Consider the following 21984-nt stretch of genomic DNA (forward strand, 5'->3'; position numbering starts at 1 on the left):
TGAATTCATGCGGGTCGTCACCATATCGGCGACATACGGCACGGCCGGCAGCCAGATCGGCCCGGCCGTGGCCGAGCGTCTCGGCGTGCCCTTCGTAGACCGCGCGATCCCCAGTGCCGTCGCCGAGGAGCTGGGCTGCACGCTGGAGGAGGCGCTGGCCCACGACGACCGGGCCGAGCACGGCATCGGCCGGCTCTTCTCCGGGGCGATGCGGCTGCCCACGGTGACGTTCGGCGGCGTCGACATGTACGTTCCCGGCGCGATGCCGCTCGCGCCCGAGGAGTTCGTCAATCGCACCGAGCGCGTGCTGAAAGACACCGCGCGCCTCCAGGGCGGCGTGTTCCTCGGCAGGGCGGGGGCGCTGGTGCTGGCCGACCATCCCGGAGCGCTGCACGTCCGGCTCGACGCCCCCGTCGCCCGCCGGGTGCGGCAGACCGCCACGCTGGGGCAGCTGGGCGAGCGCGAGGCCCGGCAGATCATCGAGGACAACGACCGGGCGCGCAGCGCCTACGTGCGCCACTTCTACCGCACCGACCCGGCCGACGCCTGCCTCTATCACCTGGTGATCGACAGCACCACGATCCCCCTGGCAACCTGTGCCGACCTGATCGTCATGGCCGCCGAGGCGCGGGATTGACCGAATGACCTCTAACATGGATGCATTCTTGGTCAGTCCCGAAGGAGCGATTGACGTGGCGACCGTCCCCAGTGTGTCGTACTCCATCACCGTGCGCCTCGAGGTGCCCGCAGGCGGCAAGGCCGTGAGCCTGCTCACGCACGCCGTAGAGTCGGCAGGGGGTGTCGTGACCGCCCTCGACGTCACCAACGCAGGCCACGAGAAGCTGCGCATCGACGTGACCTGCGCCGCCAGGGACACCGACCACGCCCAGGCCATCGTCGACCAGCTCGAGGCGGTCGAGGGCGTCGTCATCCACAAGGTGTCCGACCGCACCTTTCTCATGCACCTCGGCGGCAAGATCGAGATGGTGTCGAAGGTGCCGCTGCGCAACCGCGACGAGCTGTCCATGGCCTACACGCCGGGTGTGGCGCGGGTGTCCATGGCGATCGCGCGCAACAAGGAGGACGCGCGGCGCCTGACCATCAAGCGCAACACCGTGGCGGTCGTCACCGACGGCTCCGCCGTGCTGGGGCTGGGCAACATCGGGCCCGAGGCGGCGCTGCCCGTCATGGAGGGCAAGGCGGCGCTGTTCAAACGGTTCGCGGGCATCGACGCCTGGCCGATCTGCCTCGACACGCAGGACGTCGACGAGATCGTCCGCACGGTGCAGGTGATCGCGCCCGGGTTCGGCGGGATCAACCTGGAGGACATCGGCGCGCCCCGCTGCTTCGAGGTGGAGCGGCGGCTGCGCGAGCTGCTCGACATCCCGGTCTTCCACGACGACCAGCACGGCACGGCGATCTGCGTGCTGGCGGCGCTCACCAACGCCCTGCGGGTGGTCGACAAGAACATCGAGAACGTCAAGATCACCATGGCGGGCGCGGGGGCGGCCGGCTACGCCGTGCTGCGGCTGCTGCTGGCGGCGGGCGCCCGCGACGTGATCGTGTGCGACTACCTCGGGGCCGTCCACAAGGGGCGTGCAGACCTCGACGACTCGCTGCGCTGGATGGCCGACAACACCAACGCCGAGGGCTACGCGGGCGACCTGCGGGGCGCGGTCAAGGACGCCGACGTCTTCGTGGGCGTCTCCGCGCCCGGCATCCTGACCGGCGACGACGTCGCCTCGATGGCCAAGGACGCGGTCGTGTTCGCGCTGGCCAACCCCGAGCCTGAGGTGTCGCCCGACGACGCCCGCGAGCACGCCGCCGTGGTGGCCACCGGGCGCTCCGACTACCCCAACCAGATCAACAACGTGCTGGCCTTCCCTGGGGTCTTCCGTGGCCTGCTCGACGCTCAGGCGTCCGTCGTGACGGAGGAGATGTTGCTGGCCGCCGCGGGCGCGCTCGCCGCCGTCGTCACGCCCGAGGAGCTCGGCCCCAACTACATCATCCCGAGCGTCTTCCACCCCGACGTGTCCACCGCCGTCGCCGCCGCCGTCCGCGAGTCGGCCGGCGGGCGCGCGCGGGGCTTCACCGAAGCATAAGATCATCTTCTGTTACGGCACAGCCAAGGTCACGCCAGTCGCCGCACGCGGCTGAGGACCTCCAGGGAGACGCTCGCTGACCCGCACGTCGCAGGCGCCGCCACGGCGCCTGGCGGGCCGGCTACGTGGTCTCCCGTGTGCCGTCGGGCAGTGTGAGGCTCTCCTGGCCCGGCTCCTCCCGGGTGAGGGCGGGCATCAGGCGGTAGCTCTCCTGGAAGACCAGGTTGTGGGCGTCCCCGGCGGCGATCACCCGCAACGTGTCGAGTTGCGCCGCGGCGTCCGCCTCGTCGAAGACGTTCAGCGGCCAGTCGCCGACCGTGTTGCCCCGCAGGTGCGGATGGTGGAAGTCGCTGCCGTAGTGGGCGACCACCGCGACCGGCTGGGCGTGGCACGCGCGCTGCTCCTGCCACGTCAGCGACCACATCGCGTTGAGCCCGCCCTCGCGTGACCGGGTGACGCCGCTGGCGACCACCTCCCCGGCGCCGAGCAGCAGGTCGGCGTTGAGCTCGTCGAGGGCGGTACGCGCCACCGGGTCCAGCAGCCCGACCGCCGTGATGAACACCTGCTCCTTGTCCTCCCGCGAGACGGCCTTCCCATGAGTGCCGTCGCGCAGGTCACGGAAGTGCCTGAGCAGGGCTTCGTTGATGGGAGTTCGCATGCCTCCCCCCTGCCCAGCGGGTTCGCCAGGCCACCTCCGGCCGACCCCCGTCACCGCCCTACCCGCACCCCGCGCTCAGCGCCACGTAAGAACCGCGGACCCTGCCGCGCGCGCCGCGGACTCGCTGCGCCGCCTACGCGAACAGGGCCGTCAGGCGAGCAGCTTCTCGATCCTGGCCCGCACGTCGGGCGTGTCGAGGCCGCGCACCGTGAGCGTCGTGCGGCGGCGTACGACGTCGTCCACCGTGGCCGCCCACTCGCGGTCGCGGGCGTAGACCGCCTGGGCCCAGATGTCCGGCCCGTCGGGGTGGATGCGCTCGCCGAGCGCCGGGTCTTCGCGGATGAGCCGCGCCAGGTCGAACGCGATCGATCCGTAGTGCGTGGCCAGGTGCCTGGCCACCAGCGGGTCCATGCGCGTGCCCGGGTCGCGGTCGGTCCACAGCCGCATGGCCACCGCGTCGGGGCTGGCCAGCCCCGGCAGCGGCACGGCCGGCAGGATGTCGGCGAGGTCGTCGCCCAGCGGCTGCCCCGGCAGGCGGGCGAGCGTGTCGAGTACGTGCCTGCCGATGTGCCGGTAGGTGGTCCACTTGCCGCCGGCGACGGAGAGCATGCCGCCCGAGCCGCTGGTCACCACGGTCTCCCGCTTGGCCGCCGCGACCTGCCCGGGGCCGCCGGGCAGCACCCGGAGCCCGGCGAAGGCGTAGGTGATGTCCTCGCGCCTGAGCTGGGAGTCGCGTACGGAGTGGCTCGCCTCGTCGAGGATCTGCGCGATGTCGGCCTCGGTGGCCCGCACCGCGGCCGGGTCGCCTTCGTACGCCTCGTCCGTGGTGCCGAGGAGCAGGTGGTCCTCCCACGGGATGGCGAACGACACGCGGTATTTGTCGATGGGCGTGGTCAGCGCGGCCTTCCACGGCTCCTGCCTGCGCAGCACCAGGTGAGCGCCCTTGGACAGCCGGATGCTGGGCGCCGCGGAGGGGTCTTCCATGCGGCGCAGGTGGTCGACCCACGGCCCGGTGGCGTTCAGCACGAGCCTGGCCGACACGCCGAACTCGGTCCCGTCGAGCCGGTCGCGCAGGTCGGCGCCCGTCACGGTGCCGCCCGTCTGGCGCAGCCCGACGACCTCGGCGTGGTTGAGCACGACCGCGCCCGCGTCCACCGCGGCCCGCACGGTCATGACCGCGACCCGGCTGTCGTTCATCTGGTGATCGCCGTAGACGGCGGCGGCCCGCAGGCCCTCGGAGCGCAGGGCGGGCACCTTGGCCATGGCCTGCTGCGGCGTGATCACCCTGCCCATGCCGTCACCGAACACCGACAGCGCGGAGTACAGGAACACGCCCGCGCCGAGCTTGGCGGCGCCGTGCGGGCCGCCCTTGTAGATCGGCACCACGAAGGTCAGCGGCTTGACCAGGTGGGGTGCGATGTCGGCGGCCAGGGCGCGCCGCTCGCGATGGTTCTCCGCGACCAGCCGCACGTTGCCGGTCTGCAGGTAGCGCAGGCCGCCGTGGACGAGCTTGGAGGAGGCGCTGGACGTGGCGCCGGCGAAGTCGCCCGCGTCGACCATCGCCACCCGCAACCCCGCCTGCGCGGCCATCCAGGTCACCGACGTGCCGAGGATGCCGCCGCCGATCACGAGCAGGTCGTATGCGGTGCCGGCCAGCTCGTGCCTGGTCTCCGCGCGGTCGGTGCCGATCGCGAGTGTCATGCTCTGCTCCCCTCCTCCTGCTCCACCCAGCCGAGGGTGCGCGCCACGGCCTTCTTCCAGTTGCGGTATTCGCGCTCGCGTACGGCTTCGTCGATCGCGGGACGCCACTCGGCGGCCTTGTGCCAGTTGGCCCGCAGGCTGTCGACGTCGGGCCAGTAGCCGGTGGCCAGGCCGGCCGCGTAGGCGGCGCCCAGCGCGGTGGTCTCGGCCACCATCGGCCGGATGACCGGCACCGCCAGCACGTCGGCGAGCGTCTGCATGAGCAGGTTGTCGGCGGTCATGCCGCCGTCGGCGCGCAGGGTGGTCAGGTCGAGCCCGGAGTCGGCGTTCATCGCGTCGACCACCTCGCGGGTCTGCCACGCCGTGGCCTCGAGCACGGCCCGCGCGAGGTGGCCCTTGTTGACGAACCCGGTCAGTCCCGCGATCACTCCGCGCGCGTCGGAGCGCCAGTGGGGCGCGAACAGCCCGGAGAACGCCGGCACGAAATAGCAGCCGCCGTTGTCGTCGACCGTCCTCGCCAGCGTCTCGATCTCGGCCGCGCTGGAGATCAGGCCCAGGTTGTCGCGCAGCCACTGCACCAGGGAGCCGGTGACGGCGATGGCGCCTTCGAGCGCGTACGTGGCCGGGCCCGAGCCGATCTGGTAGCCGACGGTGGTCAGCAGGCCGTGCTTGGAGACGACCGGCTCGTGACCGGTGTTCATCAGCAGGAAGCTGCCGGAACCGTAGGTGCTCTTGGTCTCGCCGGGGGCGAAGCACGTCTGCCCGAACAGCGCGGCCTGCTGGTCGCCGAGCGCGGAGGCGACCGGGACGCCGCCCGCCGTGCGGCCGTAGACCTCGGCGGACGGGCGGATCTCCGGCAACATCGCGCGCGGCACGCCCATCGCGGCCAGCAGCTCGTCGTCCCAGCCCAGCGTGTGGATGTTCATCAGCATCGTACGGCTGGCGTTGGTCACGTCGGTGATGTGGCGGCCCGTGAGGTTCCACAACAACCAGCTGTCCATCGTGCCGAACAGCACCTCGCCGCGCTCTGCCCGTTCCCGCAGGCCGGGGGTCTCGTCGAGCAGCCAGCGGATCTTCGGCCCGGAGAAGTAGGTGGCCAGCGGCAACCCGGCCCGCTCCTTGAACAGGCTCTCGTGCTCGGCCAGGGCCCGGGTCAGCGCGTCGGTGCGGGTGTCCTGCCAGACGATCGCGTTGCGGACAGGCCGGCCGGTCTCGCGGTCCCACAACACGGTGGTCTCGCGCTGGTTGGTGATGCCGAGCGCGGCGATCTGGGCGTCCTCGATGCCGGCGCCGCTCACGGCCTCTCCGAGCAGGCCGCGCACGGCCTGCCAGATCTCGTCCGCGTCGTGCTCCACCCAGCCGGGCCTGGGGAAGATCTGGCGGTGTTCGCGCTGGGCGACGGAGATGATGTTGCCGGCCTCGTCGAAGACGATGCACCGGCTGGACGTGGTGCCCTGGTCGATGGCTGCGACGTAGTGCGGTCGAGGCACGAGCTTCCTCGCTTGGATCAGGGTTCGACAATGTCGAACGATGGGACAGATGTTATGCGGTCGTCATGGGGGTGGACAAGTCAGCGGGCGAGGGCGCGCGTGATCGCGCGGGCGGCGTCGCGCACGTATGAGACGTACTCCATGTGCAGGGCTCCGTCCGAGGCCAGCCGCTCGACGGCGCCCCGGATGCCGATGGCGCCGACAACGATGCCGCGCGCGTCCTTGATGGGCGCGGCGATGGCGACCTCGCCCTCCGTCAGCTCCTCCGTCTCGGCCGCCCAGCCGCGGGTCCTGACCTGGTCGAGCTCGGCCTCCAGCGCCTTGGGGTCGGTGAGCGTGGCCCTCGTGTACGCCCGCAGCGGCGCGGCCGGCGCCTCGCCGTAGGGATCGTGGGCGAGCAGGACCTTGCCGAGGGCGCTGGCGTGCGTCGGCAGGTAGGTGCCGACCTGGAGGGTCTGCATGCTGTCGTCCGGTCTGAACACGTGGTGGATCACCAGCACGTGCCCCTCGTGCAGGGTGCCGATCCAGGCGCTCTCCCTGCTGCGCCCCGCCAGGGCGTCGGCCCAGTTGATCGAGCGGGTGCGCAGCTCGTTGACGTCGAGGTAGCTGCTGCCGAGGTGGAGCAGCGTGGCGCCGAGCCGGTATTTCCCCGTCGCCTGGTCCTGCTCGACGAACCCCACACGGACCAGCGTGCGCAGGATGCCGTGCAGTGTTCCCTTGGGCAGGCCCAGCGCCTTGGCCAGCTCGGCCACGCCGAGCTGGCGCGGGCCCGAGGCGAGCAGCCGCAGGATCGCGGCCGCCCGCTCGACCGATTGAATCGTCTCTCCCACACCTCGCACCTTAGTGCAGAGGGGTTCGATATTGCCGAACGGTAATCGCACGCCGGTCGTCGGGTGCGCGGATCGCGAAAAGGTGCCCGCCTACCAGCAGCGCGGCAGCGGGAGTCGGCCTAGAATGTCGCCAGCGGTGAACCCGGCAGACCACAACGCCCCGTTCAGCCCCGCGCCCGACTCCGGAATGCCCCCTCAGTAACGACATGGTCAGCAGGGAGAGCCCGGCGGGCGTGCGATGGCGGCGGCGAGTCCCCGGGTCACCTGCCACGAGCACAACCCCCGGCGAGGTCGCCAGCCCTCCCGTGAACGAGGAGAGCCCGAGCACGCCATGCCGACAAGGAGATGCCTGCGCCGCCTGACCAGGCCGGCGACCCTGTCCACGAGCAGGGGCACCTGGTCCGCCGCGGGTCGTAAGAGGCCGGGGCCGTAAGAACATGCGCCATTAACGGGATAAGTGTCCCGTTAGCCGGGCATGCCGGTATGCGGTGAGGAGTTTAGATGGAACAACCTTCCCGTCTGGCGGGAACCGTGCGGCCGGGGGGCCGCACCGCGAGGGTACGCGCAGCCGTACTCGAGGCCACCCAGGACATCCTGGTCGAGCACGGCTTCCACGGCCTGACCATGGATCAGGTGGCGGCCAGGGCCGGCGTCGGCAAGACCACGGTCTACCGGCGCTGGGGGAGCACCCCGGGCCTGGTGGCCGACCTCATGAAAGAGCTGGCCAACCAGTCGTCGCCGCACGCCGACACGGGCGACGTCGAGCGTGACCTGCTGGCCAACGCCGTGTCCGTCTGGGAGGCGGTCACCGACGGGCGGCTCGGCGCCACGCTGCAGGCGGTGATCGCCGCCGGGACCTGCGACGAGGAGGCCGCCGACGCGCTGCGGGCCTTCTTCACCCGCCGCATCGACGAGTGGGTCACCGTCGTCGACCTGGCCGTCAAGCGGGGAGAGCTGCCCGAGGGGACCGACGGAGGTGAGCTGGTCAGGGCGATCTCGGCCCCGCTCTACTACCGCCTCGTGGTCACGAGGGAGCCGGTGACGCGGCGGGACGCCGAGCGGTCGGTGTCGCGCGGGCTGGCCGCCGCGCGGGCCGGCGCGTTCGTTCCCGACCCTTAGCGGGCCCCGTCCGGGCTCACGGGGCCGAGCGCGGCCAGATCCAGCCGTACCACCACAGAACGCCTCCCATGATCACCAGCCCGCCCGCCGTGGCCAGCTTGGCCATGAGGTCCACGGGCGGACCTGTGAAGGGGAGGCGGTCGAGGTGGTGGCCCCAGGGGCAGTCGTTCTCGATGTCGGTCGAGTCGATCAGCGTGTCGGGGTTGTGCTCGGCGACGGAGTACGCCTCGATCTCGGCGCGGCTGCCCCTCCTCACCCGGACCTGCTTGACGACCGTCTTGCGCGCCGGGATCGAGCCGCTCGCCACCGTCCTGCCGTCGGCCCTCAGGTCGTACCTTGCCAGCTGGCGGGTCACGTTGCGGAGCGTGACGGTCGCCCGGCCGGAGCGGCAGGCCACGTCGTCGACCGTCATCGTGAACGGGTCTCCTGGATCCAGCCGCGGCCAGGCCCAGGCGGTGGCAGGGAGGAGCAGCGCCACGGTCATGGGCAGCGTGGCCAGGACGACACGAGTACCGATACGCATGCGCTCCCCCCGGAGTGTGATCTTTGCTACGTAAGGTGCCCAAGCAGCAACGAAAAGTAACATCGACTCACGAGGGGAGCGCACGCCCCCGGATACACGCCATGATGGATGTATGGCGGAAGCGATCTACGTCGGCGGGTTGTTGGTGGCGACGCCGCTCCTTGACGACCCCAACTTCCGGCGTAGCGTCGTGCTGATCCTCGAACACGACCACGACGGGGGCACTCTGGGCGTGGTGCTCAACAGGCCGAGCGACATCTCGGTGACGCAGGTGCTGCCCGTGTGGGATCCGCTGGTGACGGGGCCTCCGGTGCTCTTCGAGGGCGGGCCCGTGCAGACCGACAGCGCGCTCGCGCTGGCGGCGGTCCCGAGTGGTGAGGAGCCGCTCGGCTGGCGCAGGCTGCACGCCGGCACCCCGGCCGTCTCGCGGCTGGGGACGGTCGATCTGGACGCGCCGCCCGAGATCCTGCAGGGGGAGATCGCACAGATGCGCATCTTCGCGGGGTACGCGGGGTGGACGTCGGGCCAGTTGGAGAGCGAGATCGCCGAGGGCGCCTGGTACGTCGTCGACTCCGAGGCGGGCGACACCTTCTACGCCGATCCAGGCTCGCTCTGGCGGCACGTGCTGCGGCGCCAGAACGGCGAGCTGGCCTTCGTGGCGACCTGCCCGGACGATCCGACGATGAACTGAGCCCTTCGGCGAGCCCCGCGCCTCAGAGGTCCCATCCCGGCCGCAGCGAGCGCTCGGCCAGCTCGATCGTCTCTGCCATGCGGCCGGTGATCTCCGGCACCGAGCCGTCGCGGCGCGGGCACTCGAAGCCGACGCGCATCGCCGACATGGCGAATGCGACGATCAGATGGGAGAGCTGGTCGGTGTCGACGTCGACCCCCCTGCGCTCGGCGACCAGCTCCGCGAGACGGCGCTCGGTGCCGGCGCTCCTGGCCACCGACTGGCCGATCAGCTGCGGATTCTCGTCGAGGATCCGGCGGAGTTTGAGGAACCTGCGGTGCTCGTCCTCCGTTGAGCCTTCCATGTCGCTCAGCACCGCCCGCACCGCGTGCATGAGCGCCGTGAACGGCGGGTCGCCCTGCGGGCGGGAGCGCAGGGTCTCCACCATGAGCTGCTCGCCGTGGTCGTGGAACCACAACACCAGGTGATCCTTGCTGGTGAAGTAGCGGAAGAAGGTGCGGGGGGAGATCTCGACGGCCCCCGCGATCTGCTCGACGGTGGTCGACTCGTATCCTTGTTCGAGGAACAGGTCGAGCGCCGCGTCGAGGATCGCCAGGCGCGTCTTCTCCTTCTTGCGTTCACGCAGACCCACAGCGGTCACTCCCTCGAAACCTTTCTGTCATAGTGTGCCACAAGTCATACGGCGTCATCTGAAAGTCGGTTGTCTGAAGTCGTCGGCTGCCATAAATTAGTGAGGCTTGCGATATCTATGCCCTGATCTGGGGCTATTTGTCATTTGAGGGGGAGTCATGGCTCAAGCGAAGGCGGTCGACGCGCCGTCGTCGCCCGGCCCGGACCGGGCGGGGGCCGGCGGCAATCCGTGGCTGGTGCTGCTGGCGGTCAGCCTGGGCGTCATCATGGTGATGCTCGACGGCACGGTGGTGGGCATCGCCAACCCGGTGATCCAGGCCGATCTGAAGGCTACGCTGTCGGACCTGCAGTGGGTGACCAGCGGCTATCTGCTGGCGCTGGCGGTGTTCCTGATCACCGCGGGCAAGCTCGGCGACCTGTTCGGGCACAAGCGCGTCTTTCTCATCGGTGTCGCCGGCTTTGCGATCACGTCCGTGGGCATCGGTCTCAGCGCCGAACTGGCCGGCGTCATTCCCGGCCTCTCACCCGTCGGCGCGCTCATCGGCCTGCGGGTGCTCCAGGGCCTTTTCGGCGCGCTGCTCCAGCCCGCCGCCCTGGCGCTGCTGCGTGGAGCGTTCCCGGGGGAGAAGCTCAACCAGGCGATGGGAGCCTGGGGCGGCATCATCGGCCTGTCCAGCGCCGCAGGGCCGATCGTGGGCGGTGTGCTGGTCGAGAACGTGAGCTGGGAGTCGGTCTTCTTCATCAACGCGCCGGTCGGGATCATCGCCCTCGTCATGGGCGTCTTCCTGATCAAGGACAACCGCGCGCAGACGATGGCGCGGATCGACTGGCTCGGCGTGCTGCTGCTGTCGGGCGCGATGTTCTCGCTGGTGTGGACGATCATCAAGGCTCCCGACTGGGGCTGGGGCGACAGCACGACGCTGACCTTCCTGGGCGCGTTCGCGGTGCTGATCGCCGCGTTCATCTTCTGGCAGAACAGGGCGCAGAAGATGGGCAGGCAGCCGCTGGTCCCGCTGTCGCTGTTCAGGAACATCTCGATCTCCATCGGCACCGTGCTGATGATGATGGTGGCGTTCGCGATGTTCGGCGCGATGTTCTTCCTGGGCTTCTTCTTCCAGGGCGTGCACGGCCTGACCCCGCTGGAGGCCGGCCTGCGCATGTTGCCGATGAGCGCCGGCATGATCGTCGCCTCGCCGCTGGCGGGCATGGCAATCGGCAGGCTGGGGCCGAAGATCACGATGGCGGCCGGTCTGCTGATCACCGCGCTCGCCATGTTCCTCATGTCCCAGCTCAGCATCGACGCGTCGTTCCTCGCGAGCGCCATCCCGTTCGTGCTGCTGGCCTTCGGCATGTCGCCGGTCTTCGTGGGCGCCACGGAGATCATCGTGGGCAACGCGCCGCTTGAGCTGAGCGGTGTCGCGGGTGGCGTACAGCAGTCGGCCATGCAGGTCGGCGGCGCGCTGGGCACCGCGATCCTGGGTGCCGTGATGGCCGCCGAGATCTCCGGCACGCTGCCCGGCTACCTCGGCCCCGCCGCGCAGACGATCCCGCCCGCGCAGATGATCGGGCTGGAGAAGGCGGCCGCCTTCGGCGCGGCGCCTCCCGGGGTGCCGCAGCCGATCGTCGACGCCGTGCACCACTCCTTCATGGACGGCATGCACCTCGCCTTCCTGGTGAGCACCGGCATCGCCGTGCTGACCGCCCTGCTGACGCTGTTCGTCAGGGCCGGGCGCAAGGCCGAGGGCGTGCAGGTCCATGTGGGCTGACCGGACGGGTTGATCGGCGGGTTGATCGGCGGGTTGACTCGGGTGGGCCGGCCGGCCCGTCCGGTCAGCCGTCCGCCCGCTGCTCGCGCCCGCGGCCCTCGCCTTCGCGGCGGGGGCCGCACCGCTGGGTGGAGGACACGGTCGCGAGCGGGCATAAACTCGGTGGGGTGAGCAGCACGAAGATCCTCCCAGAGCAGGAGACCACGCCGCGGACCTCGCACGGCGACGGCGATCACGAGCGCTTCGCCCACTACGCGGACAAACACAAGATCACCGAGAGCATGGTGACGGGCACGCCCATCCGCGCCCTGTGCGGCAAAATCTGGGTGCCCAGCCGTGACCCCAAGAAATACCCCGTTTGCCCCGAGTGCAAAGAGATCTACGAGGGCCTTCCCTCTGGTGACGGCGAGGGCGACGACAAGCAGTGAGTGTTGCTGAGCGGTAATCCTCCGCTAAACAGCTACGGTCTGTAGCCATATCGGCTCATTCCGTAGTGGAGGATCTATGGCTCGGCGTGCGACGGCCGCCTCGTTGGCATGTCTGCTGGCGGTCTGGTTCGCCCCGCCGGTGCGGGCCGGCGCCGCCCACGCGGCCGGTTGCAGCCGGCATGCGCCGGAGGAGCCCTGGCCGCGCTCGCCCCAGCCGGGAGACGTGGCCAAGGTTCAGTCCGAGCTCGCCCGGCGCCTGGCGGGCGTCACGCCGCCGACTCAGATCACCGTGCCCACCGTGGTGCACGTCATCACGCGGCCTGACCGCGAGGTCTCCGACCAGGCGGTCGAAGCGCAGATCGACGTGCTCAACTCCGCGTACGCCGGCCTCTTCGGCGGCGTGGACACCGGCGTGCAGTTCCGGCTCGACGCCATCACGGTCAGGCAGAACGCCGCCTGGTTCGGCGACCCCGTCGGTCACGAGCGGGCCATGAAGAGCGCGCTGCACCAGGGCGGCCCCGGCACGCTCAACCTCTACATCGCCCAGCTCAGCGAGCACATGCTGGGCTTCGCCAGCTACCCCTACTGGTACGCCGACGCGCCGGTGCTCGACGGCGTGGTCATCGACTGGCGCAGCCTGCCCGGCGGCGCGATGACCAACTACAACCGCGGCTTCACCGGCGTCCACGAGATCGGCCACTGGCTCGGGCTGTTCCACACCTTCGAGAACGGCTGCAAGGAGCCCGGCGACGGCATCGACGACACCCCCGCCCAGGCCAAGCCGACCAAGGGCTGCCCCGAGCGCGCCGACTCCTGTGCGAAGGCGGGCCTCGACCCCGTGCACAACTTCATGGACTACGCCCACGACCGGTGCATGTCGGAGTTCACCCAAGGACAGGCCAAACGGATGCACGAGATGTGGGCGGCGTACCGGCAGGCGACGCCGTGAGCGATGCGGCGCTGACTACGATGTGCTGGTGACAGCACCAAAGGCACTCGACACTCCCTACCAGCCGCCGCGGATCTTCGGCCCGCGCTACCGCACCGCGACCCTCGGCATCCTCCTCGTGGTCACGCTGGTCGCTTTCGAGGGCATGTCGGTCGGCGTCGCCATGCCAGCCATCGCCGAAGAACTCGACGCGCTCAACCTCTACGGCATCAGCTTCTCGGCCTTCCTGATCGCCAGCCTGTTCGCCAACGTGGTGGCCGGCCTCTGGTCGGACCGGCGTGGCTACCCCATCCCGTTCGTGACGGGAGTGGTGCTGTTCGTCATCGGGATGGCGCTGGCCGGGGCGTCGTCGTCGGCGGTGGTGTTCCTCGTGGCGCGGGCCGTGCAGGGGCTGGGGGCGGGAACCACCATCGTGGCGCTGTACGTGATGATCGCCCGGGTCTATCCCGTGGAGTCGAGGCCCAAGGCGTTCGCGGCCATCTCCGCGGCCTGGGTGGTGCCCGCCATGGTGGGCCCGGCCGTGGCCGGATTCGTGGCGGAGAACTGGGGCTGGCGCTTCGTCTTCTTCGGGATCATCCCGCTCGTGGTGCCCGCGCTGGTGATGCTCGTCCCTGCGCTGCGTCAGCCGTCATCGCCGGGCGAGGCGCCGTCGAGCGGGCCGAGGTCGAGGCCGGTGGCCATGACGCTGGCCGCCACCGCCGCGGCCGCCGGTGCCGGGGTGCTGCTGCACGGCATCGACCGGCTGCACCTGCATCCCGTCACGGGAGCCCTGGAGACGGCGGCGGGGCTGGCGTCCCTGGCGTACGGGCTGTTCCGGCTGCTGCCTCCCCGGGCGCTGCGGTTCGGGCGCGGGCTGCCCACCACGGTGATGATGCGCGGTTTCTTCTCGGCCTCCTTCTTCGGCGTCAACTCCTTCATCCCGCTGGCGTTGCAGGAGGTGAAGGGCTTCGACCTGTCGAGCGCGGGCGTCGCGCTGACCACCGGGGCGCTCGGCTGGTCCGCCGGCTCCTACCTGCAGAGCAGGAAAGAAGGGCAGGCGGACCTGCGGATCCGGCTGGGCATGGGATGCATCGCCGTCGCGGTCCTGCTCTGCCTGCTGGCCGTACTGCCCGGGGTGAGCGGATGGATCGCCGTGCCCGCGTGGATCATCGCCGGTTTCGGGATGGGGTTCGGCATGACCACGGTCAGCATCACGGCGCTGAAGCAGTCGCCGGTCAACGAGCAGGGGGCCAACTCGGCGTCGCTGTCGGTGACGGACATGCTGGGCTCGGCGCTGTCGATCGGCGTCGGCGGCGCGCTGGTCAACCTGATCGGGCACTCCTCCACCGAGATCGCCACCGGGTTCGTCGTCATCTCGATCCTCATGGCCGCCATCGCGCTGAGCGGCACCGTGCTCGCCGGCCGCACCCGCTGAATTCCGCCTCTCCTGTCACAACGACAACGGATCGCCTGATCCTCGTCGCGAGGAGTGATAGGACAGCGGGACAAGGAGGTTGTCATGGAGGGTGATCACCGTGTCTGGCCCCCGCAGACGGGCGCCCGGCACCGCCGTACCCCTCCTGAGGACCGCAATCCTTCCGAGGCCGGCGCCTCCCCGCAGGACAGCACCTCTCCTGACCGCATCTCTCCGGAGGGACGCACTTCTCCTGAGGACGGCAAGCCCGTGTGGGGCGCGCACCGCGACGGGAGGCCGCGGCGGGGCAAGAACCCCTTCGCGAGCGTCAGGGACACCGCCGCCGATGCCAAGCGCTCTCCTGCGCCCGCGGACCCCGCGCTGGAGAGGAACACGAGGTCTGTTTCCGATCCTGCTCAGGAGACGGGCTGGGAGCCTGTTTCCGAGCCCGGACGCGAGAAGGGCTGGGGGTCCGCTTCCGAGCCTGGCGAGACCGGCTGGAGGGTTTCTCCCGAGGTCCCGTACGAGACGGGCCGGGGCGACTTTCCCGGGCGTGATGACGGGCCGTCGCGGGGCCGGCGGGAACGGTCCCATCCGCTGGATCTCGGCCCTGACCCGGAGGACGAGGAGGAGCCGTGGAACCCGCGGATCCGCGGGGCCACGTACCCCGGCCGGCACAACGGCCAGGACGACGGGCTCGGCGGCGGACGCGGCCGTGGGAGCGGCACGTCGCCGGCCGGAGAGTCGCTGCCGCCGTCGGCCAGCCTCTACGGCTCCCCGGCCGACCCTGGAGCGCGCGGGCGGGTGGGAGGCAGGAGGTGGCGCCGGTGGGCGGGCGTGCTGGTGGCGTTGCCTGCCGGGGCGGGGCTGATCGTGGTGGTGGCCGTCGTGGTGCTGAGGTTCACCGCGCCGCCGGCGGAGACGGGCCGGCTGAGCGACTCGCGCGCGGGGGTGTCGGCGGCGCTGCCGCAGGGGTGGCGAGAGGGGCCGGTGCCGCCCGTCACCGGGTTCACCTCGGTCGTCAGGGACGACGCCGGAGCACTCGTCATGGCCAGGCCGATGCCGCCGGTGAAGGACGCGGGGAAAGCCGCCAAGGAGGCGGCGGAGCTCTACTCCAGGCTCCTGCTCAAAGGGGACCGCGTGACCGTCGTGGAGGACAAGCAGGTTCCGGGTGGCCACACCCGGGCACTGCGAGCGGAATATCGGGACGTGGTCAACCGGCCGGCCTTCCTGCGAGTGATGCTGCTCACCCGCGGCGCCAGGGCCGTCCTGCTCGTCGGGCTGCTCCAGCCCGCCGACACCGAGCGCAGGCAGGAACTCGACACGGTCATGACGAGCCTGCGGCCGGGATGAGAGCCCGCCCGCCCCTTAACACGCAAGGATCACCTTGGCCAGAATCCTCGGCTCACGGCACGTCTTGTCGGTGGGCCCGATTACTCTAGGGTCACTGTGAGAAAGCGAAGCACACCAACCCCAGAGGTGATGCGGTGAGCACCTTCGCCGCGTCCCACCTTTCGCCTTCCTATCCCGACCGAGCCGCCTGGGGCACCGCCCCCAAGCTGCGCGCGTGGCAGCAGGAGGCGTTCGACCTCTACTTCAGGCGAGAGCCGCGCGACTTCCTCACCGTGGCGACCCCGGGCGCGGGCAAGACGACCTACGCCCTGCGCATCGCCAGCGAACTGCTCGCCAACGGGGTGATCAGAGCGGTCACCATCGTGACGCCCACCGAGCACCTCAAGCGCCAGTGGGCCGACGCGGCCGGGCGGGTGGGCATCAACATCGACCCCGAGTTCAAGAACAGCCAGGGCGCCACGTCGCGCGACTACACCGGGGTCGCGGTGACCTACGCGCAGGTCGCCATGCACCCGGCGCTGCACCGGGCGCGCACCGAGGCGCGCAAGACCATGGTGATCTTCGACGAGATCCACCACGCGGGCGACGCCAAGTCGTGGGGTGACGGCGTGCGCGAGGCGTTCGAGCCCGCCACACGGCGGCTCCAGCTCACCGGCACCCCCTTCAGGTCCGACGACAACCCCATCCCGTTCGTCGCCTACGAGGAGGACACTGAGGGCCTCAAGCGCAGCGTCGCCGACTACTCCTACGGCTACGGCCCCGCCCTCGACGACGGGGTCGTGCGCCCGGTCATCTTCCTGGCCTACTCCGGCGAGATGAAGTGGCGCACGCGGGCCGGCGACGAGATCGCCGCGACCCTGGGCACCCCGCTCACCAAGGACCAGCTCTCCCAGGCGTGGCGGGCCGCGCTCGATCCGAAGGGCGACTGGATCCGCCAGGTCATGCAGGCCGCCGACCGCCGCCTCACCGAGGTGCGCAGGGGCGTCCCCGACGCCGGCGGCCTGGTCATCGCCACCGATCACGAGACCGCCCGCGCCTACGCCCGCCACCTGCGCACCATCAGCGGCGAGGGGGCCACCGTGGTCCTCTCCGACGACCCCGGCGCGTCGAAGAAGATCAAGCAGTTCGCCGCGTCCGAGGACCGCTGGCTGGTGGCCGTGCGCATGGTGTCCGAGGGCGTCGACATCCCCCGCCTGTGCGTGGGCGTCTACGCCACCTCGACCTCGACCCCGCTCTTCTTCGCGCAGGCCGTGGGCCGGTTCGTCCGCGCCCGCAAGCGCGGCGAGACCGCGTCCGTCTTCCTTCCCTCGGTGCCCACGCTCATGGGCCTGGCCAACGAGATGGAGGCCGAGCGCGACCACGTCCTCAACAAGCGGCCGCCGGAGGACGGCCTCGACGACACCCTCCTCGAACAGGCCAACCGCGAGAAGGACAACCCCGACGTCCTGGGCGACGAGTTGCCGTTCGAGACGATGCAGACGTCGGCCACGTTCGACCGGGTGTTGTTCGACGGAGGTGAGTTCGGCACGGGGGCCGAGCTCGGCTCGGCCGAGGAAGAAGACTTCATCGGCCTGCCCGGCCTGCTCGAGCCCGACCAGGTGGCCACGCTGCTGCGCAAGCGCCAGTCCGACCAGCAGGCCGCCAAGCGCAAGCAGCCGGCCGACGAGCCGCGGCAGAAGCTGGCGCCGCACGAGCAGATCGCCGAGCTGCGGCGCGAGCTCAACGGCCTGGTCGGCGCGTGGAACCACCGCACGGGCCAGCCACACGGGGTCATCCACTCCGAGCTGCGCCGCGCCTGCGGCGGCCCGCCGATCGCCCAGGCGACCGCCGAGCAGATCCAGGAGCGCATCGCCACCATCCGCCGCTGGGCCACCCAGCGGCGCTAGGCGCACCGGCCGGGAGGCCGGTGACGTGCACGGCCCGATGGGATGACTCCCGTCGTGGTGGAGATGCCGTCTTCACCCGACGGGAGGGCTTCGTCGGCCATCTGTGGAAGGCGGCTCATCTGACGCGGCGAGGCGCCTGACCATGATGCGGCACCGCTCGGGCCTGAGCTCGCGCCGGCCGTCCGGGTGGTAGACGACCTCTGTCGTGGCGACCTGCCCGTACGGCCATTCGGCGTATCCGAGTCGCAGGTAGAGCCGCTGCGCGTCCTCGTTGTCCAGCCCGACGCCCAGGGCGACCCGTTCGTGGCCCAGGGCGGTGAGCCGGTCCTCGGCCGCCCACAGCAGCTCCGTCCCGATGCCCTGCTTGCGCCGCCAGGGCACGACCTCCAGGTGGGTGAGCAGGGCCACGCCCGGTAGACGGGCGCGTAACTCGGGCTCCTCCGCCGGGGCCAGCCAGACGTACACGTCGCCCACCGCCTCCTGCCCGTCCCAGGCGACGAGCAGGAGCCCGTGGCCGGTGTCCTGCCTGCCCAGCCGGTCGGCGAAATAGGCCTCCTGGCCGAGGGACCGGACCATGGCAGGGAGGTCAGTATGGATGGCTTTGCGAATTTCGGAGGCCCCCACGGACCACAGATTCCCGGATGCCGCTCCCCTGAATCAACAGGCGTTTACCGGGACGCCCACCAGCGCAACGGCTTGGCCCCCGGCCTGACCACCCACTTCATGGCGTCCGCCACGCTCGATTCGAGCTGCGGGATCCCGGCCAGGTGGCCGGCCCAGCGATGGCGGTCCGCCTTCCATGCGAGCAGGTAGGAGACGCAGAAGTCGGGGGTGATCAGCTTGAGCCGGCCGAGTGCGGCGAGCAGCGACTCCTCCATGGCGGTGCGGTCGGTTGAGCCGGGCCGCCGCCGGACGCGGCGCAGCACGTCCTCGATGAACGCCCTGCGCCTGGCCAGGAAACTCGTCCAGTGCGCCGGCCGGGTGGCGGCCTCCCAGCTCGCCCCGTCGCCGTCGAGAAGCCAGTAGACGCCCTCCGCCAGCACGTCGCCGAGCTCCTGGTCACGGGCGCGGACGGGCCGGTCGAACGGGTTGTACGCGCGCTGGGTCACCATGCCCGTCACCGCGAGCCGCCGCAGCGACGTCTCGCCCAGCAGGTAGAACCAGTCCTCGTTGTAGATGTTCGGGAAGAACGACGGCCTGCGGGTGGTCTCGACGGCGAGGGCGCCGCCGCCCACGAACGAGTCCTGGTCGCCGCCGGTCAGCCGATGCGCGTGGCACACCACAGAGTTGTCCGGATAACCGCCGATGTGCATGCCCACGGCGTCATAGTCGTCGAGCAGAGCCGCCGCCGCCGCGACCTCCTTGTGCCCTCCGACCACGATGTCGTCGTCCAGGAAGACGACCCGCTGCCAGCCCATCAGGCGGGAGAGGAGCAGCCCGGTGTTGCGTTTGGCGCTGAGATCGGTCGCGCGGTGGAACGGCGTGCCCTTCACGAGCGCGGAGGTCGCGAATTCCGGCAGGTGGAGCCGGGCCGTGTCGTCGACGTCGATCACGATGTAGTCCACGCCGGTCGGGAGCAGGAGCGCCGCCGCCTCGTCCGGGCGGCTCCACCTGCGGCTGTGCAGGGTCACCAGCGGGCAGTCCAGCGCGACGGCCAGGCGGATCGCGTGGCCGAGCCAGCTCGGATGCCGGATCGTCGGTACGACGATCGCGTCGACGGTCCCGGACTCCGCGTGCTCGCGGTAGAGGTCGACCAGGTGCCTGTGGGAGCCGTGATGATGCTCCGTGCCGGCTTGTGCTCTCTCATGCTCCATGGAGGGGACCCGGCCATTCGTGTAGCCGGTACGAGGCGACCGTCCAGTCGGGCGTGACGGCGACGCGGCCCTGCACCCTGACCCTCGTGAGGATGCTGTACGCCTCCGCCTCGCGGAACCGGTCACGCAGATAGGCGGTGTTGCGGTCGCGAAAGCGCGCGTCCGTGAGCGCCCGCACCACGCCGTAGACGCCTCGCGAGTGCATGCCGTTGCAGATGGTCAAGGTGTGACTGGTGTTGTCCGGGTTGACGCCACGGTAGAAGAAGCCGACATCCTCTGTGAGCCGTACGCCATCGCCTGAACCGCTGGTGACGGTGTAGTGCCTGTGCGTTTCGCCGCCCTCGTCGACCTCGAAGTACGGCCCCCTCTCGCCCTCCCAGTCGGGCACCTGCCGCACCGGGAGCTCGATCCGCGAGAGCATGTACGCGGTGACCTCGTTGTAGTCGACGCCGCCCAGGAGCACCACGTGGGTGGTGAGGTCGTCGGCGCGAAGGTCCTCCGTCGCGCGCAGCGTCACGAGGCTGTGCGGGTTGGCGGCTCTGACATGGCCCCACAGCTCGAACAGGGAGTCAAGATCGGAGTATTTGTACAGCTCGATGTAGTCGGGGCTCGACGGGTCCGCGTAGGTGATCTTCTCCCGCTCGTCGTGGGGGATCTGCGAGCAGATGATCGTGATCGGCTCGCCGTCGGCGAAGTGCCACGGCCCCTCATGGAGGGCGTCCGGCGCCGGGTCGGAGCTCTCGGCGCCCTGGAAGCGCAGCGCGTTCTTGCGCAGCCGGATGAGCTCGTCGAGCAGGGCACGGTGCTCCGCCAGCTCCTCGGCCGTCATGTCCGACAGCGGGAGCACGCGGGCGTGCCCGTTGGCCAGCGATCGCCGGGTGGCGAAGAACGCGGCGTACTTCTCGAGGCGGTGCACCGGCGGGATCTTGATCAGGTGGGTCGACTCCCACGACGAGATCAGCGGAACGCTGACCCCGAACGCGTCGCGCAACTGTGCCTGGGTGACCCGCAGGCCGGGCCATCGGCTGTCGCGGAGCTCGCGCAGCCGGCGCGCCAGCGCGGTCCGCGCGGATTCGTCACCGCTCATGCCAAGCCTCATTCAAGTGAACTTCAGTGAATATAGGCCCCGGCGGCGAAGTCGGTGAAGAAGTCGCAGCTAGGGCAGCACAACCAGGCTACGTGCGCGAACGGATCGCACAGGAAGCACCAGTCTAGCCACAGCTGCGTGGCTGCCAAGGGTGAATGTGTGGGTTGAGAGTGGGTAAACCTCTGCACATAGAGATTCAGTTAATGAAAACTGAAGTTTACTGAATAGAGGTGGAGGTGGTATCGCAGGCCCGAGTCCCATGAGCCGTACCAGGCCAGAGCGGCACCCCGCGCGGAAAACGAGCGCAGGCGCCCTGAGACGACAGCGAAGGGGTGGCCCGCGATCCCGGATTTCTTGTCAGAGCGCGTCTCCGCACCAGGGAAACCTTCATGACCACACTAGTCCTCCACCTCTCGGTGGCCACGCCCATGTCATCCGACTCCCGGACCATGTCCCTCTTCATGCTGGCAACCATGATCACGCTGACGCTGGCCGCGATCCGCGGGCTGCTCAAGCGTACGCGCCTGATCATGGTGATCAGCGGCACGAGCGCCCTGCTCGTGGTCCTCTCCGTCCTCGCCCTCGCCTACCTGATCACCTTCGGAGCGACCTGAGGCGGTCACCGCGCGCGGCGCACCGCCCCCCCTGCGCTGCGCGCGTGCCGACCGCGCCGCCGCGGGCGCGGTCACGCTGAGTGACTCTGTGTGTTTGGACACAGAGCAGTGACCTTCTGTTAGAAGCTCGACTCAAGCGGCAACAACCACGATTGCCTGTCTTGGGATATGCAGAAGGGCTTCGCCCATGTCGTCTGAGGCCACCGGTAGGTCGACGCTGATCGTCACTTCCGGCCTCTCTCGAAACGCCGTCATCATCAGACTCGAAGGCGAGCTCGACGTCAACGGGCTGCCGGCGCTGAGAGAGCACCTGCAGCGCGTGTGGGAGCTGCCCGCGAAGCCGTTCCTGGTCGTGGATCTGGGCGCGGTCTGGTTCTGCGACTCGATGGGCATGAACGAGCTCGTCGAGGTCCTGCAGCGCTGCGAGGCCAGGGACACCAGGCTGCTGCTCGGAGGGGTGCAGGGAGTGATGGAGCGGGTGTTGTCGATCACCGGTCTCCGGCACGCCTTCGAGGTCTTCGACCACACCGACGACGCCCTGCGACTGACCCGGGGCTAAGAATTTGTCGCGCGGGTGAAGATCTCTCACTCACCGTATGAGGTTCTCTCCGGCGGGCGTTGACCTTCACATGAAGCTTCTCGGCCGTGAAGTGAACGACCGAGCTTGCAGCTCCTCGCCGTCGATGGCTTCGACGGTCCGGTCCGCGTCAGGCAGCGTGACTCACTGCCCAGCCCGTATCACCGCGTGAGGCGATGTTGCGGGCTGCGTTGACGTCGGCGTGCTCAGCGAAGCCGCACGACGTGCAGGAGAAGGTTTCCTGGTCGGGCCGGTTGTACTTGTCCACGTGCCCGCAGGCCGAGCACTGCTGGCTGGTGTAGGACGGGTCGACGTGGATGACGGCGACCCCGGCCCGGGCCGCCTTGTAGGAGATGAAGCTCCCGAGTCGGTG

The 21984-nt window shown here is 70.1% G+C and carries 22 protein-coding genes; 12 read left to right on the forward strand and 10 right to left on the reverse strand.

Annotation, left to right across the window (positions count from 1 at the left end; all coding sequences use genetic code 11):
• The first annotated feature begins 7 nt into the window (after nt 1-7).
• Nucleotides 8-637, forward strand: coding sequence for a cytidylate kinase-like family protein (locus ABGB01_RS32775; protein ID WP_347777428.1), 630 nt, complete (start codon nt 8-10; stop codon nt 635-637).
• A gap of 55 nt (nt 638-692) precedes the next feature.
• On the forward strand, nt 693-2102 hold the full coding sequence (locus ABGB01_RS32780) for an NAD-dependent malic enzyme (protein WP_347777430.1): 1410 nt from the start codon (nt 693-695) through the stop codon (nt 2100-2102).
• 121 nt (nt 2103-2223) lie between these two features.
• On the opposite strand, the gene ABGB01_RS32785 is transcribed toward ABGB01_RS32780, so the two are convergent.
• The 4 genes from ABGB01_RS32785 to ABGB01_RS32800 all read right to left on the reverse strand — a co-directional run bounded on the left by ABGB01_RS32785 (nt 2224) and on the right by ABGB01_RS32800 (nt 6781).
• Nucleotides 2224-2760: a hypothetical protein gene (locus tag ABGB01_RS32785; RefSeq protein ID WP_347777432.1), complete on the reverse strand. Its 537-nt coding sequence runs from the start codon at nt 2758-2760 to the stop codon at nt 2224-2226.
• A 150-nt stretch (nt 2761-2910) separates the two neighbouring features.
• Nucleotides 2911-4461 carry a glycerol-3-phosphate dehydrogenase/oxidase gene (locus ABGB01_RS32790; RefSeq protein WP_347777434.1) on the reverse strand — a complete coding sequence of 517 codons (1551 nt, stop codon included), beginning with the start codon at nt 4459-4461 and terminating at the stop codon, nt 2911-2913.
• The gene (gene glpK, locus ABGB01_RS32795; RefSeq protein WP_347777436.1) at nt 4458-5951 is read right to left on the reverse strand and encodes a glycerol kinase GlpK; all 1494 of its coding nucleotides are present in this window, start codon (nt 5949-5951) and stop codon (nt 4458-4460) included. Before glpK ends, ABGB01_RS32790 begins: the two co-directional genes overlap by 4 nt.
• An 80-nt stretch (nt 5952-6031) precedes the next feature.
• Complete coding sequence (locus ABGB01_RS32800; RefSeq protein ID WP_347777438.1) at nt 6032-6781, reverse strand: IclR family transcriptional regulator; 750 nt, start codon at nt 6779-6781, stop codon at nt 6032-6034.
• A gap of 501 nt (nt 6782-7282) precedes the next feature.
• On the opposite strand from ABGB01_RS32800, the gene ABGB01_RS32805 reads away from it, so the two are divergent.
• Complete coding sequence (locus ABGB01_RS32805; protein ID WP_347777440.1) at nt 7283-7900, forward strand: TetR/AcrR family transcriptional regulator; 618 nt, start codon at nt 7283-7285, stop codon at nt 7898-7900.
• A 16-nt stretch (nt 7901-7916) separates the two neighbouring features.
• Here ABGB01_RS32805 and ABGB01_RS32810 read toward each other — a convergent pair whose 3' ends face one another.
• Entirely contained in the window at nt 7917-8423 is a 507-nt protein-coding gene (locus ABGB01_RS32810; protein ID WP_347777442.1) for a hypothetical protein, read from the reverse strand.
• A 112-nt stretch (nt 8424-8535) separates the two neighbouring features.
• On the opposite strand from ABGB01_RS32810, the gene ABGB01_RS32815 reads away from it, so the two are divergent.
• A complete protein-coding gene (locus ABGB01_RS32815) occupies nt 8536-9114 on the forward strand; it encodes a YqgE/AlgH family protein (RefSeq protein WP_347777444.1) in 579 nt (192 codons plus the stop codon).
• A 22-nt stretch (nt 9115-9136) separates the two neighbouring features.
• Here ABGB01_RS32815 and ABGB01_RS32820 read toward each other — a convergent pair whose 3' ends face one another.
• Nucleotides 9137-9745, reverse strand: a complete 609-nt coding sequence (locus tag ABGB01_RS32820) for a TetR family transcriptional regulator (RefSeq protein ID WP_347777446.1) — start codon at nt 9743-9745, stop codon at nt 9137-9139.
• 157 nt (nt 9746-9902) lie between these two features.
• Here ABGB01_RS32820 and ABGB01_RS32825 point away from each other — a divergent pair, with 157 nt between their 5' ends.
• The 6 genes from ABGB01_RS32825 (at nt 9903) to ABGB01_RS32850 (ending at nt 17519) form a co-directional block, all read left to right on the forward strand.
• Nucleotides 9903-11510, forward strand: a complete 1608-nt coding sequence (locus tag ABGB01_RS32825) for a DHA2 family efflux MFS transporter permease subunit (protein ID WP_347777448.1) — start codon at nt 9903-9905, stop codon at nt 11508-11510.
• Between the two features lie 167 nt (nt 11511-11677).
• A complete protein-coding gene (locus ABGB01_RS32830; protein WP_132509798.1) occupies nt 11678-11938 on the forward strand; it encodes a DUF3039 domain-containing protein in 261 nt (86 codons plus the stop codon).
• 76 nt (nt 11939-12014) lie between these two features.
• Nucleotides 12015-12887 (forward strand): zinc metalloprotease, encoded by an 873-nt coding sequence (locus tag ABGB01_RS32835; protein ID WP_347777450.1) that lies wholly within the window; start codon nt 12015-12017, stop codon nt 12885-12887.
• A 28-nt stretch (nt 12888-12915) separates the two neighbouring features.
• Nucleotides 12916-14301 carry an MFS transporter gene (locus ABGB01_RS32840; protein WP_347777452.1) on the forward strand — a complete coding sequence of 462 codons (1386 nt, stop codon included), beginning with the start codon at nt 12916-12918 and terminating at the stop codon, nt 14299-14301.
• 84 nt (nt 14302-14385) lie between these two features.
• A complete protein-coding gene (locus tag ABGB01_RS32845) occupies nt 14386-15633 on the forward strand; it encodes a hypothetical protein (protein ID WP_347777454.1) in 1248 nt (415 codons plus the stop codon).
• 134 nt (nt 15634-15767) lie between these two features.
• Complete coding sequence (locus ABGB01_RS32850; RefSeq protein WP_347777456.1) at nt 15768-17519, forward strand: DEAD/DEAH box helicase; 1752 nt, start codon at nt 15768-15770, stop codon at nt 17517-17519.
• 72 nt (nt 17520-17591) lie between these two features.
• On the opposite strand, the gene ABGB01_RS32855 is transcribed toward ABGB01_RS32850, so the two are convergent.
• The 3 genes from ABGB01_RS32855 to ABGB01_RS32865 all read right to left on the reverse strand — a co-directional run bounded on the left by ABGB01_RS32855 (nt 17592) and on the right by ABGB01_RS32865 (nt 20420).
• Entirely contained in the window at nt 17592-18095 is a 504-nt protein-coding gene (locus tag ABGB01_RS32855; protein WP_347777458.1) for a GNAT family N-acetyltransferase, read from the reverse strand.
• A gap of 92 nt (nt 18096-18187) precedes the next feature.
• The gene (locus tag ABGB01_RS32860; RefSeq protein WP_347777460.1) at nt 18188-19333 is read right to left on the reverse strand and encodes a hypothetical protein; all 1146 of its coding nucleotides are present in this window, start codon (nt 19331-19333) and stop codon (nt 18188-18190) included.
• Nucleotides 19323-20420, reverse strand: a complete 1098-nt coding sequence (locus ABGB01_RS32865) for a helix-turn-helix transcriptional regulator (RefSeq protein ID WP_347777461.1) — start codon at nt 20418-20420, stop codon at nt 19323-19325. The genes ABGB01_RS32860 and ABGB01_RS32865 overlap by 11 nt, the downstream gene beginning before the upstream one ends.
• 389 nt (nt 20421-20809) lie before the next feature.
• Between ABGB01_RS32865 and ABGB01_RS32870 the strand changes: the two genes are divergently transcribed.
• Nucleotides 20810-21034 (forward strand): hypothetical protein, encoded by a 225-nt coding sequence (locus tag ABGB01_RS32870; RefSeq protein WP_347621815.1) that lies wholly within the window; start codon nt 20810-20812, stop codon nt 21032-21034.
• Between the two features lie 187 nt (nt 21035-21221).
• On the forward strand, nt 21222-21593 hold the full coding sequence (locus ABGB01_RS32875) for an STAS domain-containing protein (protein WP_347777463.1): 372 nt from the start codon (nt 21222-21224) through the stop codon (nt 21591-21593).
• Nucleotides 21594-21741: 148 nt separating this feature from the next.
• Here ABGB01_RS32875 and ABGB01_RS32880 read toward each other — a convergent pair.
• Nucleotides 21742-21984: transposase (locus ABGB01_RS32880; RefSeq protein ID WP_347777465.1), on the reverse strand; the 243-nt coding region annotated here is incomplete at its 5' end.

The sequence above is a fragment of the Nonomuraea sp. B5E05 genome (assembly GCF_039880665.1).
Taxonomy (GTDB): Bacteria; Actinomycetota; Actinomycetes; order Streptosporangiales; family Streptosporangiaceae; genus Nonomuraea.